Raw genomic sequence first — 19544 nt, 5'->3', positions numbered from 1 at the left:
GCCGGACATATGGACGCAAGCGATCGAAAACGACGCAAAACAACCGTTGCAGGCAGGGCGCCGTCCACATATGGATCCTAGGGTCTCCGCTACGACGTAGCGGAGACCCTAGGATCCATGCCGTTACCGTGGCCGTGGAGTGCAGCGATCCAGGATTGCTTGCGCGCCCTCATCTCCGGCTCACCCCGCGCTGCTCTGCGGATAACAGATGATCGACAAATACCGCATCGGCAGGACGCTCAGCACTTCCGGTCCGTGCGGCGCATCGGCGTCGAAGAACAGGCTGTCGCCAGGCCTCATCGGGTAGAGATTGCTGCCGTGCCGGTAAACCACCTCGCCCTCGAGCATATAGAGGAATTCCATGCCTTCATGCTGGAAGGTCGGGAACACGTCGGAATCCTCGGTCAGCGTGATCAGATAGGGTTCGACGACGACGCCGCTGGTGTTGGAGCCGATATGGCCGAGCAGATTGTACTGGTGGCCGGCGCGCGTGCCGCGGCGTTCGACGTCGAGGCCTTCGCCGGCCTTGACGAAGACGGCACTGCGCTCTTCCTCGAAGCGGCGGAAGAAGGCGGTGACGGGAACGCCGAGCGCCCGCGACAGCGCCTGCAACGTGGTCAGCGATGGCGAGGTGATGCCGTTCTCGATCTTCGACAGCATGCCAAGCGAAATGTCGGTGGCGGCAGCCAGATCGGCGACGGTGATGCCGAGCTTCTTGCGGAAGGCCCGCACCTCGCGGCCGATCGCGACCTCCAGGACTTTTTCGCGGGTGTCGCGAATGGCGTGCGGGTTCTGGGTGAGCGGTGCGCGTATCTTGCGCGGATCGATTGCAGCGACCGACGGCTTGGCTTTGGCGGCGACGACGGCCGCAGCGGGCTTCAGATTGGATGCTTTTTTCGCCATGTTGCCACCCCGGACCTTGCCGATTCATTTCACTCACGGTGAACATATTCGGTGCCGATACAGAAGCGCAACTGCCACGGCAAGCCACCCGTGTCGAATTGCGCAATGTCCGGATTTCGCCCGAGCTACTGCGTCGCTTGGAAATCCAGCTGGGCGAAACGCGGTTTCGCGACAAGCCCTGTTGACAGCATCGAAGGGGCAATTACTGTCCTGTCAGTGAAATTTGTTTCGTTAGGGAAATGAGATCGGGAGGCCCGCAATGAAAGATCGTGTTGCCGTCATCGGAGCCGGGCCGTCCGGCATGGCCCAGCTCAGGGCCTTCAAGTCGGCTGCCGACAAAGGCGCCGACATTCCCGAGATCGTCTGCTTCGAAAAGCAGTCCGACTGGGGCGGCCTGTGGAACTACACCTGGCGCACCGGCCTCGACGAGCATGGCGACCCGGTGCACGGCTCGATGTACCGTTACCTCTGGTCGAACGGCCCGAAGGAATGCCTCGAATTCGCCGACTACACCTTCGAGGAGCATTTCGGCCGGCCGATCGGCTCCTATCCGCCGCGCGCCGTGCTGTGGGACTACATCAAGGGCCGCGTCGAAAAATCCGGCGTGCGCCAATGGGTGCGCTTCAACAGTCCGGTGCGCATGGTCACCTTCTCCGAAACGACAAAAAAATTCACCGTCACCGCGCATGACCGCACCAGCGACGTCACCTACTCGGAAGAGTTCGACCATGTCGTCGTCGCCTCGGGCCATTTCTCCGTGCCCAACGTTCCCTATTTCGAGGGCTTTTCGACCTTCAACGGCCGTATCCTGCACAGCCACGATTTCCGCGACGCCATGGAATTCAAGGGCAAGGACATTTTGATAATCGGCCGCTCCTATTCAGCCGAGGACATCGGCTCGCAATGCTACAAATACGGCGCCAGATCGATCACCTCCAGCTACCGCTCGAAGCCGATGGGCTTCAAATGGCCGGAGAACTGGAAGGAAGTGCCGCTTCTGCAGAAGGTCGTCGGCAAGACGGCGCATTTCAAGGACGGCAGCACCAAAGACGTCGACGCCATCATCCTGTGCACCGGTTACCTCCATTCCTTCCCGTTCCTCACCGAGGATTTGAAGCTGAAGACCGCCAACCGCATGTGGCCGGACGGGCTCTACGAGGGCGTCGTCTGGGAGAAAAACCCGAAGCTGTCCTATATCGGCATGCAGGACCAGTTCTACACCTTCAACATGTTCGACGCGCAGGCCTGGTTCGCCCGCGACGTCATCATGGGCCGCATCAATCTGCCCTCGGCCCAAGCCATGGCCGAGCACGGCCGGAAATGGCGGGCACGCGAGGAAACGCTTGAAGACGCCGAGCAGATGATCTGGTTCCAGGGCGACTACACCAGGGAGCTGATGGAGCAGACCGACTATCCCGGCTTCGATGTCGAGGCTGTCAATCAGACCTTCATGGAGTGGGAGCACCACAAGGCGCAAGACATTATGGGCTTCCGCGACCATGCCTACCGCTCGCTGATGACCGGCACGATGGCGCCGCTGCATCATACGCCGTGGCTGCAGGCGATGGACGATTCGATGGAAAGCTATCTCGAGATGAAGGGCGTGGCGGCGGAGTAGCAGTCCGAACGGCGATTGACTTGCCTCAGACAACTTCCCGCGCCGGGTCGGCTGCCAGCGCCAGGGAATTTGCGACGTGCTCGAGGTGCTCCTCGTCCAGAATGCTGGTCGCGACGCGGACAGCGTTCGTTTTTCCGGTCGAAAACTTCGCTCCGGCATGGACCGCGATGCCGTGGGCGGCCAGCGTGACCATTGCGTAAGGTTCCGAAGCAACCGGAATGAGGACGCTGAGACCGTGTCCGGCGTCGATATCGACATTGCGTTTGGCCAGTTCGCCGGCGAGCCGTTCGCGACGGCCGCGGTATACCTCCTTCGCCTGCTCCACCAGGGCGGCCGTGGCCGGGTCTTGCAGCAGCCAGGCGGTGGCTGCCTGCAGGATGCGGCTGGTCCATCCCGAGCTGAAGCTGCGGTAGGACTGGATCTGCTCGACGATCGTCGCCGATCCGGACAGCACGGCGAGCCGCAAATCCGGGCCGTGGGTCTTGGAATAGGACAGGATATGGACGACGCGATCGGGAAAACGCCGGCCAAGCGAAATGCGCGGCGCCGAGGCAATATCGCCGACGCCGTCATCTTCGACAATCAGCACGTCGGTGCCGGCGAGCAGGTCGCCGATGACTTCCAGCCGCGCCGACGACATGCAGGCGCCGGTCACCGAATGGACGCGCGGCTGGAACAGGAACGCGACGGGCCGCTGCCGCAGAGCGTTGGCAAGTGCATCCGGCAAGGGACCGTCGCTGTCGCAGTCTACCGGGATGATCGGCACATCGAGATCCTCGAGGATGTCGAGCAGGCGAAGCGCCGTCGGGTTCTCGATGGCCACCGGCGCTCCCGGCGGGACCAGCGCATGCAGCAAGGTGTAGATGGCGTTGTAACCGCCATTGGTGGCCAGGAACGCGCCGGGATCGTACGGCCATGACGGGCGCACTGCCGCCTCCAGCTCGGGCAGGATGCGCACCCGCTCGTAGCTGTTGAGCTTTTCGGCGCGCGCACCATGCGCCAGCGCGATGTCGAGCGGCGGCAAGAGCCTCACATCGGGCTCCGCGATCGCCAGGTTCAGAACATCCTGTCCGTAATTGCCGCCGCTCATGTGGCGCTCGGGCCGGGCGGCAAAGCGGTTGCCCATGATCCAGGTGCCGTTGCGTCCGCGGCCGCCGATGATCTTGTAGCGCCGCAACTCGCTCCACGCCTGCGAGACCGTCGCCGGGCTGACGCCAAGCACATAGGCCAGATCGCGCACCGGCGGAAGCTTTGCGCCGACAGGCAGCGCGCCGCTTCTGATCAGCGCACTGGTCTCGCGTGCGATGCCACGCATCGTGCGGTCGCCAAGGCGCTCGGCGAACCATCCTGCATCGAAATCCATCGGCACCCAACCGTTAAAGCTAATGTTCAATAACATAATAACATTTGATCGGCCAAAAATAAACATTTACCAATCGCCGGTCAAACATAGTCTTGAAGTTCATGCCGATGCCCGTCTCCATCACTATAGCCACCCGCGATTGGGACTATCTCACCCCTTTGGTGCTGGGTGACGTCACTTCGAGCCGCTTGTCGGTGAAGGTTGATCGCGTCGCCACGCTCATTCCGGACCTCGGCACCGATCCGAACTACGATGCGGCGGAGGTCTCGTTCAGCCGTTATGTGTCGGCCATGGCTTCGGGCAGGGATACGGTGGTTGGAATACCGTGCTTCATCATGCGCGGCTTTCGCCATCGCTGCATCATAACGGTCGAGGCCAGCCCGCTGGAACGGCTTTCCGACCTTGCCGGCAAACGCATCGGCGTGACCGGCTGGCGCGATTCCGGCAACACATGGACGCGCGCGGCACTTCGCCGGGCAAGCGTCGGCGTCGAGGATGCCTATTGGTTCGTCGGCAGGCTGACATCGGAGCACCCGATCGCCGACCGCCTCGACGGATTCGGCAGGCCGGGGCGCATCGAAGCAGCACCAGGCGAGCGCCCGATGATGGAGCTGCTGTCGCAAGGCGAGCTCGACGCCGTTTTCACGCCCTTCATGCCGGACGGCTTTTTCGGCCCGGCTTCCGGCTTCCGGCAAGTGCTGCGCGATTTTCGCGCGGCCGAACGCGCCTATTTCGCCGACGTCGGTTATGTCCCGGGCATGCATCTGGTCGCCGTCAAGGCGGCAGTGGCCAGGGAGCACCCCTGGCTGCCGCAGGAACTCGCCAGGCTGATCGACGAAAGCCAGCGCGTCTGGACGGCAAAGCGCCGAAAATATGCCGATACCTCGCCCTGGATCCTCGAGGAGCTGGTTCATGCGGGGCGCGACCTGCCTGCCTCCTGGAACGCCAGCGGCCTGCCGGCCAACCGGCGCATGATCGAGGATTTCGTCACCGAGCTCCATGCCCAGGGCATCCTGGCGGAACCGATTTCCGCCGAAGCCTTGTTTCCTTTCGAGGCCAGATCGCGGGCCACCGCAGCCTGACAACGCACAACGAAGAACACGAAGGAGAATGCCATGAGGACAATCAGCTTCATATTCGCCTCGCTCGTCACCATGCTGGCGCAGGCCAGCTTTGCCCAGGATATCCAGAAGCAATCGGTGAACGAGGATTTGCGGGCCCGGCTCCCGGAAGAGATCCGCACGGCGGGAAAGATCACAGCCGTCAACAACGGCTCGTTCCCGCCCTATGAGATCGTCACCGGCACCGAACTGTCGGGGGCGACCAGGGACATTTCCGATGCCATCGGCCAGCTGCTCGGCGTCAAGATCGATCATGCCTCGGTCGCCGGCCTGCCGGCTTTGCTGAGCGGCATCAATGCCGGCCGTTATCAGTTCGCGATGGGTCCTGTCGGCGACTATCCCGATCGCCAGAAGTCCAACGACTTCATCGATTGGGTGCGCGAATACGTCGTCTTCGCCGTCGAGAAGGGCAACCCGCAAGGCATCACCTCGCTCGACACCGCGTGCGGCAAGCGCATCGCCGTCATGTCGGGTGGCTCGGCCGAAAAGGTCATCAAGCAGCAGGCGCAGAAATGCACCGAGGGCGACAAGCCGGCCGTCGAGGTGCAATCCTTCACCGACCAGCCGAGCTCGATACTGGCCGTCCGGTCGAAACGCTCCGACGCATTCTTCTCCTCGCAGGCGCCGCTGACCTATTTCGTCGAGCAGGCGAAGGGCCAGCTGGAACTCGCCGGGGTCGGCCAGGCCAACGGCTTCAAGGACATCTATCAAGGCGCCGTCGTCAAGAAGGGCTCGCCGCTGGGCGGCGTGCTGCTCGACGCGTTCAAGATCCTGATGAAGAACGGCACCTACGCCGCGGTCATGAAGAAGTGGGGCCTCGAGAAGAACATGATCGACGCGCCAGGCATCAACCAGGGCCAGTAGAGGCTGCCATGACCGATGCCACCGCTGCCTACGCGGCCGGGCTGCCGCGACGTCCCGACGACGCGCTGCGCGACGTCAAACGAGCCCACCGGCCGTTTCCGCTCGTCCGGCTGGCGCTCTGGGCGTTCACCGTCGCCGTGGCGGCCGGCTTCGCCTATATCGTTGCAGTCAACCCGAATTTCGGCTGGCCGGTGGTCGCCCAGTATTTCTTCGATCCGACGGTCATGCAGGGGCTTTCGGTGACGCTCGGCCTGACGGTCGTGGCAATGATCCTGGGCATCGTGCTCGGCCTGCTGCTCGCCATCGCGCGCATGTCGAGCGACAGGCTGGCATCCCTTCTCTCCGGCCTGTTCATCTGGTTCTTCCGGGGAACGCCGCTGCTGGTGCAATTGATCCTGTGGTACAACCTTTCGACGCTGTTTCCGCGCATTTCCATCGGCTTCGCCAGCTGGAACACCAACGACCTGATCACGCCGTTGACCGCCGCCGTTCTTGGTCTGGCGCTGAACGAGGCCGCCTACATGGCCGAGATCATCCGTGGCGGGCTGCTGTCGGTGGACAAGGGACAGGCCGAAACGGCTGAAGCCTTCGGCATGGCCCGCGCGCGGGCCTTGCGGCGCATCATCATCCCGCAGGCGATGCGGTCGATCGTGCCGCCGACCGGCAATCAGCTGATCAGCATGATCAAGGCAACGTCGCTTGTCAGCGTCATCGCCATGGCCGACCTGCTCTACTCGGTGCAGTCGATCTACAACCGCACCTTCGAAATCATTCCGCTGCTGATGGTTGCAGTGCTGTGGTACCTGCTGATCACCTCGGTCCTCAATGTCGCGCAAGGCGCGATCGAACGCCACTACAGCCGCGGCGATCGCGGTGCGCGCGAGAAGACGGCGACCGCCACCCTGGAGGCCGCCAATGAGCGCGCATGACACGCCCCTGGTCCGGGCGCGCAACGTTCACAAGGCCTTCGGCCCGCTCGAGGTGCTGAAGGGCATTGATCTGGACGTCGCGCCTGGCGAGGTGGTGGTCATTCTCGGACCGTCCGGCTCCGGAAAGTCGACCTTCCTGCGATGCATCAATCATCTCGAGGCGATCGACCAGGGGTCGATCGAGGTGGACGGCGAGCAGATCGGTTACCGGTTGCACGACGGCCGCCTCGACAAACTTTCCGACCGCGCGATCGCCGCGCAGCGGCGCAAGATCGGCATGGTGTTCCAGCAGTTCAATCTCTATCCGCACATGACGACCCTGCAGAACGTCATCGAGGCTCCGGTCGGCGTTCACCGGGAGAACCGCAAGGAGGCGATCGGCTACGCCCGCGAACTGCTGACCCGTGTCGGTCTTGCCGACAAGATCGACGCCTATCCGCGCCAGCTTTCAGGAGGCCAGCAGCAGCGCGTCGCCATCGCGCGTGCGCTCGCCATCCGCCCGAAATTGATGCTCTTCGACGAGCCGACCTCGGCGCTCGATCCGGAGCTGGTCGGAGAGGTGCTCGCCACCATGCGCGATCTCGCCAGGCAGGGCTTGACCATGATCGTGGTCACGCATGAGATCGGCTTCGCCCGCGAAGCGGCGGATCGGGTGGTGTTCATGGACGACGGTAATGTGATCGAGGCCGGGCCTCCGGACGAGGTTCTCGCCAAACCCAGGCACCCGCGCACGCGGGCTTTCTTGAGCCGTTTCATCTAAAAGCAAAGCCGGCGCGGCACCTGCTCGGCCGGCAAAGGACCTTCCATGCCAAAGACCTCCAACCAGTTCGCCGATATTTCCGACTTCGCCGACAAGGCCGCCGAGCTTGCAGCGGCCCGCCAGCACCTGCACGCGCATCCCGAGCTTTCATTCCAGGAGCACGAAACGGCTGCATACGTTGCCGAACGGCTCGAAAGCTGGGGCTATGAGGTGACGCGCAATGTCGGCGGGCTCGGTGTCGTCGGTCGCCTGCGCCAGGGCAGCGGCCGCAGCATCGCCATCCGTGCCGACATGGACGCCCTGCCGATCACCGAAGCTACCAATCTCCCTTATGGCAGCCAGGCCAGCGGCAAGATGCACGCCTGCGGTCATGACGGCCACACCACGATGCTGCTCGGCGCCGCCGAATACCTGGCGCGCACACGGCATTTCAACGGCACGGTGAACCTCATCTTCCAGCCGGCCGAGGAAGCCGGCAAGGGAAGCGGGGCGCAGGCGATGATCGCCGACGGCCTGTTCGAGCGCTTTCCCTGCGATGCGATATTCGGGCTGCACAACCACCCGGGCGCGCCGACGGGTTCGTTCCTGATGCGCGCCGGGCCGCTGATGGCGGCGAGCGATACCGTCACCATCAGGATCGCCGGGCGTGGCGGCCACGCCTCGCGTCCGCACCTGACGGTCGACCCGATCGTCGCTGCCGCCAACATCGTCATGACCCTGCAGACGGTTGTGTCGCGCAACGTCAACCCGATCGAGACCGCTGTCGTCACCGTCGGCACGATTCACGGAGGCACGGCCTCCAACGTCATTCCGGAACACGCCGAAATCACGTTGAGCGTCCGCTCCTTCTCGGCCGAGATCCGCGACACGCTCGAGCAGCGTATTCGCAATATCGCAGCACTTGTGGCGCAGGCGCATGGCGCAACGGTCGAGATCGATTACGAGCGCGGCTACCCGGTGGTGGTCAATTCCGAGCGCGAGACGTCCTTTGCGACAGACATCGCTGTCGAACTCGTCGGTCAGGACAAGGTGTCCGTCTGCCCGTTGATCCCCGGCAGCGAAGACTTTTCTTATTTCCTCGAACACAAACCCGGTTGCTTTCTGCGCCTCGGAAACGGCGAGGATTCAGCCATCCTGCACAGCTCGAAATATGATTTCAACGACGGCAATCTGACCGTCGGCGCAGCGCTCTGGGCTCGTTTGACCGAGAGATTCCTGGCCGCCTGATCCATGACTGCGGCTTGGATTGTCGATCGGCCGGTCGAGCATTATTGGGGCGACCGGCCGCGCGACGATGCTCAACGAATTCTCACGCATTCCCCCTCTTCGAATGCGATAAGAGCTTCGCTTTCAGACAAACAAAAAGTCACCCGTCGTCAGCGGGCTTGTAAAGTTTGCGAGAGTAACTTGATCGAGTCCTGCGGTAATGATGGTGTCGGTTCCACTTTGCGCAATTGTGAGATCATCGAACGATTGCACGCCCTCCACGCCACTAAATACAATGGTGTCGTCTTGGGTCTGGCTGAAATCGTAGATGGTGTTTTGGGTTCCGACCGTCATTGAAACATCGTCCTTGAATATGAATTGATCTCTGCCGCCCTGAGCCAGTTCGCTCAGTTGCCCGTCACCCCACATGTCGTTGATGACGGTGCAGCCGGGTGCCGCGGTCCCGGCGTACAGGGTATCGTTTCCGCCCCTGGCCGAACCGGACATCTGCAGAGCGTCGCCGCACAGGAAATTACGGACCTGGCCGCTTCCGCTGTTGAGGCCACCGGTAAGAATATCGTTGCCGCCCGCGGCGGACCCGGACATAGCGAATGTGTCGCCATACAACTCGCTTTGAACATCAGGACCAGAGCTCTTATTGCCGCCGGTTAGGATATCATTGCCGCCCACAGCATTGCCGGCCATCGCGCCAGCGTCGCCATAGGCGAAATTATGGGTGCCTTGCAGCACGGCCACGTCATCGCCCCCGCTAGCAGAGTCGGACATGATGCCGGCCGCGTCACCATAGAAACTTATCACGAACCCACCCACGCTCGTGAAGGTGTCGTCGCCGCCCTTAGCAAAGTCGGACATATGTAGGCTCGCGTCGCCAAAGAAGGTTTTGGTCTGAATCGTGCCACCAAAGTCTGTGTAATGGTCGTCGCCACCCTGAGCATGGCCAGACATGCTGCGACCGGCATCACCGTAGAAAATAGTGTTGGCGTCACTAGCGCCATTGAAAGTGTCGTTGCCGCCCTTGCTGTAGTCCGACATATCGCCGCTGGTGTCCCCGTAGAAAGCGTTGCTGGAGTCGCTCCTGGCCGTGAAACGGTCGTCGCCACCTTGAGCATGGCCAGACATGTTGTTCCCGGCGTCGCCAAAGAAAATGTTGACGGCCACGCTGGTGCGGCTCGAAGGTGTCATTGCCACCCTTGCTGTGGTCGGACATATCGACGCCGGCGTCACCGTAGAAAGTGTTGAAGGAGTTGGGAAAGGCCGTGAAACGGTCGTCGCCGCCCTGAGCATGGCCGATCATGTTGCCGCCGGCGTCGCCGAAGAAAATGTTGCTGGCTTGCGCGGCGCCCGTGAAAGTGTCGTTGCCGCCCTTGCTGTGGTCCGACATATCGTCGCCCGCGTCACCGTAAGCAGTGGTGGTGGAGGAGCTCGACACCGTGAAGGTGTCGTCACCGCCCCGAGCAAAATTGAACAAGCTCCGAGCCGCGTCGCCGTAGAAGGTGTAAGTCGACGGTGCGGTTTCCGTAAAGGTGTCGTTGCCGCCTCTTGAGAAATCGAGCAGGCTGCCGCCAGCGTCGCCGGTCAAGATATTCGTATTCGGATCGCCTGTGAGGGCGTCATCGATACCCCACTGATGATCTGCTAGATCACTGGTAGTAAAGGGAACGCGTGTAGACATTATCCGCTCTCCTGTTGAGCCTACCCGTCCCATAACAGCCGTACGATGTGAGGCAAAAACGAGCAATAATCCCGAATGGCTATGTCTTTAGACGTAGGGATCGGTGCCTCGTTAACGGCGCGCTTGGCGGCAGCTTCCTGAGGCCGTCCTATTCCGGACTATCCCAGCCTTGCCCGAGCCTTCGCCGTCCAGGCGTTGAACAGCCGGTCTGCGACAATGCCGATGAAGGCGATGGCCAGGCCGGCGACGATGCCGCGGCCGGAATCGGCCTTGGACAGGGCGATGAACACCTCCTGGCCGAGATCGCGCGTGCCGACCATGGCGCAGATGATGATCATCGCCAGCGCCATCAGGATGGTCTGGTTGACGCCGAGCATGATCTCGGGCAACGCCAGCGGCAGCTGCACGCGAAAGAAGGTCTGGCGCCTGGTGCAGCCCGAAACCTTCGCCGCCTCGATCAGCGCCGGCGGCACCTGCCGAATGCCGTGATTGGTGTAGCGGATCGCCGGCACCACGGCGAAGGCGACGGTGGCGATCATCGCGGTGACGTCGCCGACCCTGAACAGCATCACCACCGGAATGATGAAGCAGAACGACGGCAGCACCTGCAGCGTGTCGATGACCGGCGTGACGGTCTTTTCGAAGCGGTCGCTGCGCGATGCCATCAGCCCGATCGGGATGCCGATCAGGCAGGCGATAAAGGCTGAGATTCCGCACAAATAGACCGTCGCCATGGTCTTTTCCCAAAGTCCGGTGACGGCGCAGAACGCTGTCAAAGCCGCGACCAGGGCGGCGAGGCGCAAGCCGCCGAGCTGGTAGCCGGCAAGGCCGAGGAGACACACCGCGCCCAGCCACGGAAAACCCTCGCAGAAGGCACGCACCGGGTTCAGCACGTTGAGGATAAGCGCCACGCGGAACGCTTCGATAGTGTCGAAGAAGTTGATGGTGATCCAGTTCACCGCCGCCTTCCACAAAGGCGCGGTGGTGAAGGTGATCGCTTTCGGCACCGCGGCGAACGCCGGCACGAACAGGCCGAGCAGCGTGGCGACGGCGAGGATGGCAACAGCCAGCGTCAGATTGGGATAGCGCCGCCAGAAACTGGTGCTGGCCTGGTGGCGGACATTGCCCTTGGCGTGATTGTGCGCGATCGCCTGGCTCAGCCGGTCGAGTGCAATTGCCAGTGCGACGATGGCGAGGCCAGCTTCCATCGCCTCGCCGACCTTGAGCGCGCGCAACGCCAAAAGCACGTCATAGCCGAGCCCACCGGCACCGATCATCGAGGCGATGATCACCATATTGAGCGCCAGCATGATGACCTGGTTGACGCCGACCATCAATGTCGGCCGCGCCGACGGCAACAGCACCCGCCACAGCTTCTGCCGTGCCGTGCAGCCGGCCATCTCGCTGAAATCGTCGATCTCCGACGGCACCCGCGACAGGCCGAGCATCGTCGCCCGCACCATTGGCGGCGTCGCGAAAATTGCCGTCGCGATCATTGCCGAGACCGGGCTGTTGCCGAACAGAAGCAGCATCGGGATCAGATAGGCGAAGGTCGGGATCGTCTGCATCAGATCGAGGGCAGGGGAGATCAACAACCTCTCCGCCCAAGGCTTGCGCCATGCCCAGATGCCGGCGAACAGCCCGGTGACAATGCAAAACGGCACGGCGATCGAGATCAAGCCCAGCGTCAGCATGGCGCTGGTCCACTGCCCGAACAGCGCGATGTAGAGAAAACAGCCGCCGGCCAGCGCACCCAGCTTCCAGCCGCCGGCGGCGCGTCCGGCAAGGTAGGCGGCAGCGCAGACGCCGACCCAGGACAGGCGCGGCAAGACGATCATATCCGCGCCATGGCCGATCTTGAAATTCTTGGCCAGAAGACCGAGCGCGAAATCGAGCGGCACGCCAAGCACCGCGGTGATCGAACGGGTCAGCCAGGAGAAGTTCGACTTCACCCAGTTCATCAGCGCACCGACCCAGTCAGCGACAGGAACGATCGCGCCGGCCGGGTAATTGACCGCCCAGGGCAGGCTTTCCTGCAGCAGGAAGACAATAAGCACGGCGGCGAGCGCACAGGCCCAGATCGCCAGCCAGGTTTGAACCGGCCGGGGCCTCGCTGCGCTGGCGCTTGCCGTGACGGTCATCCGCCGGCCCCACGACGCTCGATGCCGGCGAGAAGATCGATCACCGCCTGCGGCGTGACTTCGCCGATCGGCTTGCCGGTGCCGTTGACCACCGCGAAGGACTTGCCGGCAGAGACGATATCTGCCGAAAAACTTGATATCTTGGCATCCGGCGCGACCGTGCCGCCGTACTCGGCGCCGTCGCAGGCGCGCATCAGGCGGCGCGCCGAGATCACCTTGGCGCGATCGACATCGCGGGTGAATTCGGCGACATAGTCGGTCGCCGGGTTGACCACCAGCTCTTCCGGCGTGCCGATCTGGATGACCTCGCCGTCCTTCATGATGGCGATCCGGTCGGCCAGCCGGATGGCCTCGTCGAAATCATGGGTGATGAAGACGATGGTCTTGTGCAGCATGGTCTGCAGCCGCATCAGCTCGTCCTGCATCTCACGGCGGATCAGCGGATCGAGAGCCGAGAACGGCTCGTCGAGGAACCAGATTTCCGGCTTCGTGGCGAGGCTGCGGGCGATGCCGACACGCTGCTGCTGTCCGCCGGAAAGCTCGCGCGGATAGAAATGCTCGCGGCCGCGCAAGCCAACCAGCTCGATGACTTCACGGGCCCGCTTCTCGCGCGTCGGCCGGTCCTGCCCCTGGATGCCCAAGGGAAAGGCGATGTTCTCCAGTACGTTGAGATGCGGCAGCAAGGCAAAATTCTGGAACACCATGCCCATGCGGTGGCGTCGCAGCTCGATCAGCGCGGCATCGGAAATCTTGAGCAGGTCCTTGCCTTCAAACTCGACCTTGCCGTGGGTCGGCTCGATCAGCCGCGACATGCAGCGCACCAGCGTCGATTTGCCGGACCCCGAAAGTCCCATGATGATGAAGATCTCGCCTTGGCGGATTTCGAGATCGACGGCGCGCACCGCGCCAACCAGTCCGGCAGCGGCGATGTCCGCCAGGCTGGCCTTGCCGTCGCGCCGGCGGATGAAATTGGCCGCGTCCGCCCCGAACAGCTTCCAGACATTGCGACAGGCAAGCTTTATCGGGCGGGCATCCTTGCCCGTTGCTTTCACCGCCTGTTCAATCGTATCGCTCATGCAATCGTCCTTCTGGAATAGGGGATCGAGACCCGGCCCTGAGTGGCCGGGTCGTCGCGTTTCCAGTCAGACGGTCACTCGGCCCAGGCTTTCCAGTCGGCTTCGTGGGCGGCGATCCAGGCGGCGGCGACGTCTTCCGGCGTCTTGCCTTCGAGATCGATCTCGCCGCTCATCTTGTTGAGCTCGTCGGTGTCGACCGTGTAGTTTTTCGCGACCTTGTAGGCGACCGGCCATTTGTCCTTCATGCCGCCCCAGGAATATTTCCAGATCTCGCCATGCGGCTTGCCGCAGTCATATTTCGCGTCGGGGTTCACACCCCATTTCGGGTCGGTGTAGCACTCTGTCGTATAGTCGGGGAATTCGACCCATTCGCCCTTGTATTTGGCCGGCGCCCAATGCGGCGAATAGATCCACAGCATGATCGGCGCCTTGCGCTGATAGGCCGAGTCCAGTTCGGCGAACATCGCCGCATCGGTGCCGGCATGGATGACGGTGAAGGGCAGTTTCAGCGCCTCGACGCGTTCGTCGTCAAAACCTTCCCATGTCACCGGGCCGCCGAGATAACGCCCCTTTGGCGCGGTTTCGGCGGTCGAGAACGCCTCGGCGCATTTCGGGTCTTTCAGCGCTTCCCAGTTCGGCAGGCCGGGGCATTTCTCTTTCATATATTCGGGAAACCACCATTCTTCCTTGGCCTTTGGTCCGAGCTTGCCGAGGCGTTCGGTCTGGCCCGTCGCGTCCGAGGCCTTCATCGCCTCGCCGGCCGTCGTGTCCCAGAATTCCAGGCCGACATCGATGTCGCCATTGGTCAGGCCGGTGGTCAGGCTGGAGAGATAGTCGGCGGTCGGATACTCGACGGTATAGCCGAGCTTTTCGAGGATGCCGCCGAGGATCTTGGCGTTCAGATTGACGCTGGTCCAATCGAACAGCGCGATCTTGATCGGGTCGTTGGATTCCGGCGCCGCCGCATAGGCCGAAGATGTCAGTGCGGCTGCGGCAAGTGTTAAGGCTCCCATTGAGAAATTCGAAATCATGCTCCGAAGTGACATGCTTGTTCTCCTGTCAAGCTCTGGTGGAAATTATCGTTAGTTCCCTTCTTGCGTCTTTTTTTGATTGTGTTGGAAAAGCTGGTCGTTGCGCAAGGCCGTAGGCGCCACAATGCTGCCGAAGCGGATGCCGGCGCAAAACGGGGGTGGTGCCCAAATTGGTGAAGATGTGGCGGGGACCGGCCGCGTCATGACTGCCGAAGGATTGCTGCCAAAGCAGTCATCCACGGATCGATCGCCGGTCTTGAGGGGCAAACCATCAAAGTCCCATGATCTCGGCTGTTGGCTCCGCAACTCGCCCAGAGCCACTTTCATGAGATGAAATTATATATACCAACGGTCATGTCGCGCAACGAATAACGCCGGTGCCAATTTCACGGCCCGTCTTTTTACATGGACCCGCAGATCGGTTCGAAAAAAGCCAAGGTTGCGGGTCATCCCGTATGCGAGCCGCAAGGACAGGATACCGATACAATGCAGCAGACCTCCTCCTTGAACAGACTGCGCATCGCCGTGCTCTTTGGCGGACGTTCCGCCGAGCATGACGTTTCGGTGCTTTCAGCAACCAATGTCATGCGTGCGCTGCTGCCCGCCAAATACGATGCGGTCCCAATCTTCGTCACGCGCGAAGGACAGTGGCTGCTGAGCAGCTTCCAGGATGGTACGCTCGCAAAGCCTGCGGGCGGTTTGGAAGTTTGCCTGGTTCCGGGCGGGCACGGACGGATGATGGCGATCCCGGCCGACGGCACGCCCTATGATCTGCCGAAGATCGACATCCTGTTTCCTGTCCTGCACGGCCCTCATGGCGAAGACGGCTCGGTACAGGGGGTGGCCGAGGTGGCTCGGGTGCCGCTCGCCGGCTGCGGCATCCTGGGTTCGGCAACCGCGCTGGACAAGGACATCGCCAAACGGCTCCTGGAAGCGGCGGGGCTGCCAATCGCGCGCTCAGTGACGATCCATAAAGGTGCGGCGCCCGCCCTCGCTGCACTGGAAAGCGAACTCGGCCTGCCGTTCTTCATCAAACCGGCGCGTCAGGGATCGTCTGTCGGCGTCGGAAAAGTCCATGCCAGCCAGGAATTCGATGGAGCGCTTGCTGAAGCCTTCCGGCACGATTGCAAGCTGTTGGCCGAGGAATTCATTCGTGGGCGCGAGATCGAATATAGCGTGTTGGAGGACCCGGCAGGCGACCTGTTCGTCTCGCGGCCAGGCGAGATCGTGCCGGCCGAAAGCCATGATTTCTATAGCTACGATGCCAAATACATCGACGAGAACGGCGCGGCGCTAAGAGTGCCGGCCGATCTGCCGCCGGAGGTCGAGGCAGCCATGCGGGACGTGGCCGCAAGGGCTTTCAGAGCCGTCGGCTGTGACGGGATGGCCCGCATCGACTTCTTTCTGACGCCGGACATGCAGTTCCTGGTCAATGAAATCAACACCATCCCCGGCTTCACCGACATCAGCATGTATTCCAAGGCAATGGCGGCAAGCGGCGTCAGCTATTCCGAAATCATCGACCGGCTCGTGGAACATGGATTGGCTCGGGCGGGCCGAGCAGCCTGAACGCAGCGAAGCGGCATTCATATCCGGTCGATGGTACGTCGGCCCGCGCCGCTCACGACATGATCAGGCCGCCATCGACATTGATGGTCTGGCCGGTGATGTAGGCCGCATCGTCGCTGGCGAGAAAGCTGACCAGGCCGGAGACGTCCTCGCCGCTGCCGGCGCGGCCCATCGGGATGTTCTTCACCCATTCGGCCATCAACTCGCCGGGCTTGTACTCGCCCATCAACTTTCCCCATGCGGCGTCGTTATAGGCCCACATATCGGTGTCGATGATGCCGGGGCAGATCGCGTTGACGGTGATCTTCTCCTTCGCCACTTCCTTGGCCAGGCTCTGGGTGACGCCGACGACGCCGAATTTCGAGGCCGCATAATGCGGCGTGTAGATAAAGCCCTGCCGCGCCTGGCCGGATGCGGTGTTGATCAGCCGGCCGCCATCGCCATGCTTGCGGATGCGCGCGATCGCCTCCTGGCAGCACAGGAACACGCCCTTGGTGTTGACCGCCATCACCTTGTCCCATTCGGCCTCGGTCATCGCCTCGATCCTGGCGATGGTGATGACACCGGCATTCTGCACGGAGATGTCGATGCGGCCGAATTGTTGCTCGGCCAGGTCATAAAGGGCGACGACCTCGTCTTTTTTGGTCACGTCCATGCGCAGCGATGCGACCCTGGCGCCCGCAGCCTTGAGATCGGCGGCGACCTCGTCGACGCGCGCGTCGATGGCGCTGACGACGACCGCGGCACCTTCCGCCGCGAAGCGCCTGGCCATTGCCGCGCCAATGCCGCCGCTGGCGCCGGTGATGACCGCCGTTTTTCCCAGGAATCGCTTCTGCATCTTTTCTCCTACCAGCAGACGAAGCCGCCATCGACGATCAGGTCGATGCCGGTGACGAAACTCGCGGCGCGGCTGGCCAGGAACACGGTCGGGCCGACCATCTCTTCCGGCGCCGCCATGCGGCCCATCGGCGTGTCGCGCTCAAAGATCCTGACCTGGTCGGCGACCTCCGGCCGCTTGTTCATCGGCGTCAGCGTGTAACCGGGGCTGACGACATTGACGCGCAGGCCGCGATCGGCCCATTCCATGGCGAGGCTCTTCGACATGTGGATCACCGCGGCCTTCGACGAATTGTAATGCGCCTGGGTCAGGCCGCGATTGACGATCGAGCCCGACATCGACGCGATGTTGATGATCGAGCCCTTGCGCCGCGTCAGCATGGCGCGGGCCTCGGCCTGGCAGGACAGAAACACGCCGCTGACATTGACGTCATAGAGCTTCTGCCATTTTTCCAGCGACAGCGTCTCTGCCGGCTCAGCTCCGGCGACGCCGGCATTGTTGACGGCGACGGTCAACGCGCCGAGTTCCATCTCCGTACGCTCGATCGCGGCCGCGAGATCGGTCTCTGAAGTCACTGTGCCGTTCAGCACCAGCGCCTTGCGGCCGAGTGCCGTGATCCGGTGCGCGGTCTCCTCCAGCCCGCCTTTCGAGGCGTGGCCGAAGCAGGCTATGTCGGCGCCGGCTTCGGCCAGCCCAATGGCGATTGCCTGCCCGAGGCCGCTGCCGGCGCCTGTCACAAGTGCCACGTCACCATGAAGGTCGAATAATTTCATCGTCGGTCCCTCTGCTCCAACCGCCGTCCTCCGGAATAAAGGGGCGCCAACTCTGTTGCTGGCGCCCCGCGCGGTCTGGTGCCCGGGAGGATACCACCTGCTGCGCTTTGTTTCGATGGGCGTCCTAGCTCGTGGCGAGTTCCATCACGGCGATATTGCTTGCTTCGCTGCGGTCGAGAATGCCGCGTTGCCGGCCGCGGCTCAGCACCAGCACGCGATGTGACAGGCCGAGCACTTCCTCGAGGTCGGAGCTCACCACCACCACCGCCATGCCGGAGCGGGCAAGGTCGGCGATGACATCATAGATCGCGGCGCGTGCACCGACGTCGATGCCGCGCGTCGGCTCGTCCAGGATGAATACCTTGGGCGGGCGCGACACCCATTTGGCGATGATCACTTTCTGCTGGTTGCCGCCGGAGAGCTTGCTGACCGCCTGGTTCGGCCGGCCCTTGACGCCGAGCCGGCGAATGCCGGCCTCGGCGAATTTCTGCACCGCCTTCGGGAACACCCAGCCATTCGGCGCGACATGGTCGAAATTGCCGATCGCCAGGTTCTCGCCGATAGTCTGGTCGAGCACCACGCCCTGCGCCTTGCGGTCTTCCGGTACCAGGACGACGCCGGCCTTGATCGCCGCCGCCGGGCCATTGAGATGCACCGGCTTGCCGGCGACGCGCACCGATCCCGATGAGATCGGATCGGCACCGGCGATCGCCCGCACCAGCTCCGTGCGTCCGGCGCCGATCAGCCCGGCAATGCCGAGGATTTCGCCGGCCCGCACTGAAAAGCTGACATTTTGAAAGCTGCGTTCCGGCGAGGACAGGTTCTCGACCTCGAGCAGCGTCTCGTTGCCCGGCGCCGATACCGTAGGGAACATCCGCTCGACACTGCGGCCGACCATTTGCTCGACGACAGTGCGCACCGGAATGTCGGCGCGCTCGTGCCGGGCGACGATGCGCCCGTCGCGCATCACCACCACGCGATCGGCGATCTGGGCGATCTCGTCCAGCCGGTGGCTGATATAGATGAAGGACATGCCTTCCGCCTTGAGCTTGCGGATCTGCTGGAACAGGAGCTCCGTTTCCTCGCCGCCAAGGGCTGCCGTTGGTTCGTCGAAGATCAGCAGCTCGGCATTGAGCGTCAGCGCCTTGGCGATCTCGACCTGCTGCTGGGCGGCGATACGCAGCGTGCGCACCTTGCGCTCGGGCGAGACATCGAGGCCGAGGCGCTTCAACTGGGCCGATGCCCGTGCATTCATTGCCGCGCGGTCGATGCGGCCGCCACGCATCGGCAGGCGCCCGACATAGACGTTTTCGGCGACCGACAGATCGGGCAAGAGCTTCAGCTCCTGGTGGATCATGCCGATGCCGGCGTCGATCGCCGCGGCAGGATTGGCGGGGGAATAAGGGTTCCCCCGCCAGGTGATGGTGCCGGCATCGGGTTTGGTCGACCCGGCGATGATGTTCGAGACGGTGGACTTGCCGGCGCCGTTTTCGCCAAGCAGCGCCACGACCTCGCCCGGCCGCACCTCGAAGCTCGCATCGGCCAGGACCTGCACCGGCCCGTAGCTTTTGCAGAGGCCGCTGACGACGAGCCCGTTATGGGAGCTGTGCGTGTGGCGAGGATCGGTGGACATCGTTGCGCTCGTCGATTGCCGGACTG

General features: G+C 62.8%; 17 protein-coding genes. 7 read left to right on the top strand and 10 right to left on the bottom strand.

The genetic code is table 11. From position 1 onward, the window contains the following. Window positions 1-180: 180 nt before the first annotated feature. Window positions 181-903, bottom strand: a complete 723-nt coding sequence (locus NKH90_RS26245) for a helix-turn-helix domain-containing protein (RefSeq protein WP_352821883.1) — start codon at window positions 901-903, stop codon at window positions 181-183. A gap of 259 nt (window positions 904-1162) precedes the next feature. Here NKH90_RS26245 and NKH90_RS26240 point away from each other — a divergent pair, with 259 nt between their 5' ends. After that, window positions 1163-2521: a trimethylamine monooxygenase gene (locus tag NKH90_RS26240; protein ID WP_352821881.1), complete on the top strand. Its 1359-nt coding sequence runs from the start codon at window positions 1163-1165 to the stop codon at window positions 2519-2521. A gap of 25 nt (window positions 2522-2546) precedes the next feature. On the opposite strand, the gene NKH90_RS26235 is transcribed toward NKH90_RS26240, so the two are convergent. Next, window positions 2547-3884, bottom strand: a complete 1338-nt coding sequence (locus tag NKH90_RS26235; protein ID WP_352821878.1) for an aminotransferase-like domain-containing protein — start codon at window positions 3882-3884, stop codon at window positions 2547-2549. Between the two features lie 107 nt (window positions 3885-3991). Here NKH90_RS26235 and NKH90_RS26230 point away from each other — a divergent pair, with 107 nt between their 5' ends. The 5 genes from NKH90_RS26230 to NKH90_RS26210 all read left to right on the top strand — a co-directional run bounded on the left by NKH90_RS26230 (window position 3992) and on the right by NKH90_RS26210 (window position 8785). Beyond that, window positions 3992-4966: a substrate-binding domain-containing protein gene (locus NKH90_RS26230; protein WP_352821875.1), complete on the top strand. Its 975-nt coding sequence runs from the start codon at window positions 3992-3994 to the stop codon at window positions 4964-4966. 72 nt (window positions 4967-5038) lie between these two features. Beyond that, window positions 5039-5869 (top strand): ABC transporter substrate-binding protein, encoded by an 831-nt coding sequence (locus NKH90_RS26225; RefSeq protein ID WP_502896430.1) that lies wholly within the window; start codon window positions 5039-5041, stop codon window positions 5867-5869. A gap of 8 nt (window positions 5870-5877) precedes the next feature. Then, window positions 5878-6798, top strand: coding sequence for an amino acid ABC transporter permease (locus NKH90_RS26220; RefSeq protein ID WP_352821871.1), 921 nt, complete (start codon window positions 5878-5880; stop codon window positions 6796-6798). After that, window positions 6785-7558 carry an amino acid ABC transporter ATP-binding protein gene (locus NKH90_RS26215; RefSeq protein ID WP_023674014.1) on the top strand — a complete coding sequence of 258 codons (774 nt, stop codon included), beginning with the start codon at window positions 6785-6787 and terminating at the stop codon, window positions 7556-7558. Before NKH90_RS26220 ends, NKH90_RS26215 begins: the two co-directional genes overlap by 14 nt. Window positions 7559-7603: 45 nt before the next feature. Further along, the gene (locus tag NKH90_RS26210) at window positions 7604-8785 is read left to right on the top strand and encodes a M20 aminoacylase family protein (protein WP_352821868.1); all 1182 of its coding nucleotides are present in this window, start codon (window positions 7604-7606) and stop codon (window positions 8783-8785) included. A gap of 123 nt (window positions 8786-8908) precedes the next feature. Here the strand turns inward: NKH90_RS26210 and NKH90_RS26205 are convergent, their stop codons facing one another. From NKH90_RS26205 to NKH90_RS26185, 5 genes are all read right to left on the bottom strand, one after another. After that, entirely contained in the window at window positions 8909-9817 is a 909-nt protein-coding gene (locus NKH90_RS26205; protein WP_352821865.1) for a hypothetical protein, read from the bottom strand. Further along, entirely contained in the window at window positions 9771-10457 is a 687-nt protein-coding gene (locus NKH90_RS26200; RefSeq protein WP_352821863.1) for a hypothetical protein, read from the bottom strand. Before NKH90_RS26200 ends, NKH90_RS26205 begins: the two co-directional genes overlap by 47 nt. Window positions 10458-10615: 158 nt before the next feature. Beyond that, complete coding sequence (locus NKH90_RS26195) at window positions 10616-12598, bottom strand: ABC transporter permease (RefSeq protein WP_352821861.1); 1983 nt, start codon at window positions 12596-12598, stop codon at window positions 10616-10618. Then, window positions 12595-13674: a quaternary amine ABC transporter ATP-binding protein gene (locus NKH90_RS26190; RefSeq protein ID WP_352821858.1), complete on the bottom strand. Its 1080-nt coding sequence runs from the start codon at window positions 13672-13674 to the stop codon at window positions 12595-12597. The genes NKH90_RS26195 and NKH90_RS26190 overlap by 4 nt, the downstream gene beginning before the upstream one ends. 74 nt (window positions 13675-13748) lie before the next feature. After that, entirely contained in the window at window positions 13749-14720 is a 972-nt protein-coding gene (locus NKH90_RS26185) for an ABC transporter substrate-binding protein (protein ID WP_352821855.1), read from the bottom strand. Window positions 14721-15191: 471 nt separating this feature from the next. Between NKH90_RS26185 and NKH90_RS26180 the strand changes: the two genes are divergently transcribed. Next, a complete protein-coding gene (locus tag NKH90_RS26180; protein WP_352821853.1) occupies window positions 15192-16274 on the top strand; it encodes a D-alanine--D-alanine ligase family protein in 1083 nt (360 codons plus the stop codon). Window positions 16275-16326: 52 nt separating this feature from the next. On the opposite strand, the gene NKH90_RS26175 is transcribed toward NKH90_RS26180, so the two are convergent. The 3 genes from NKH90_RS26175 to NKH90_RS26165 all read right to left on the bottom strand — a co-directional run bounded on the left by NKH90_RS26175 (window position 16327) and on the right by NKH90_RS26165 (window position 19518). Beyond that, window positions 16327-17112, bottom strand: coding sequence for an SDR family oxidoreductase (locus NKH90_RS26175; protein WP_352821851.1), 786 nt, complete (start codon window positions 17110-17112; stop codon window positions 16327-16329). A gap of 8 nt (window positions 17113-17120) precedes the next feature. Then, window positions 17121-17885, bottom strand: a complete 765-nt coding sequence (locus tag NKH90_RS26170; RefSeq protein ID WP_352821849.1) for an SDR family oxidoreductase — start codon at window positions 17883-17885, stop codon at window positions 17121-17123. Window positions 17886-18009: 124 nt separating this feature from the next. Further along, the gene (locus NKH90_RS26165) at window positions 18010-19518 is read right to left on the bottom strand and encodes a sugar ABC transporter ATP-binding protein (protein ID WP_352821846.1); all 1509 of its coding nucleotides are present in this window, start codon (window positions 19516-19518) and stop codon (window positions 18010-18012) included. Between the last annotated feature and the right edge of the window lie 26 nt (window positions 19519-19544).

It is taken from the genome of Mesorhizobium sp. M0898, assembly GCF_040319695.1.
In the GTDB taxonomy this organism is placed as follows: domain Bacteria; phylum Pseudomonadota; class Alphaproteobacteria; order Rhizobiales; family Rhizobiaceae; genus Mesorhizobium.
The sequence above is the reverse complement of the archived record's forward strand: the minus strand, read 5'-3'. Positions and strand labels throughout refer to the sequence as shown.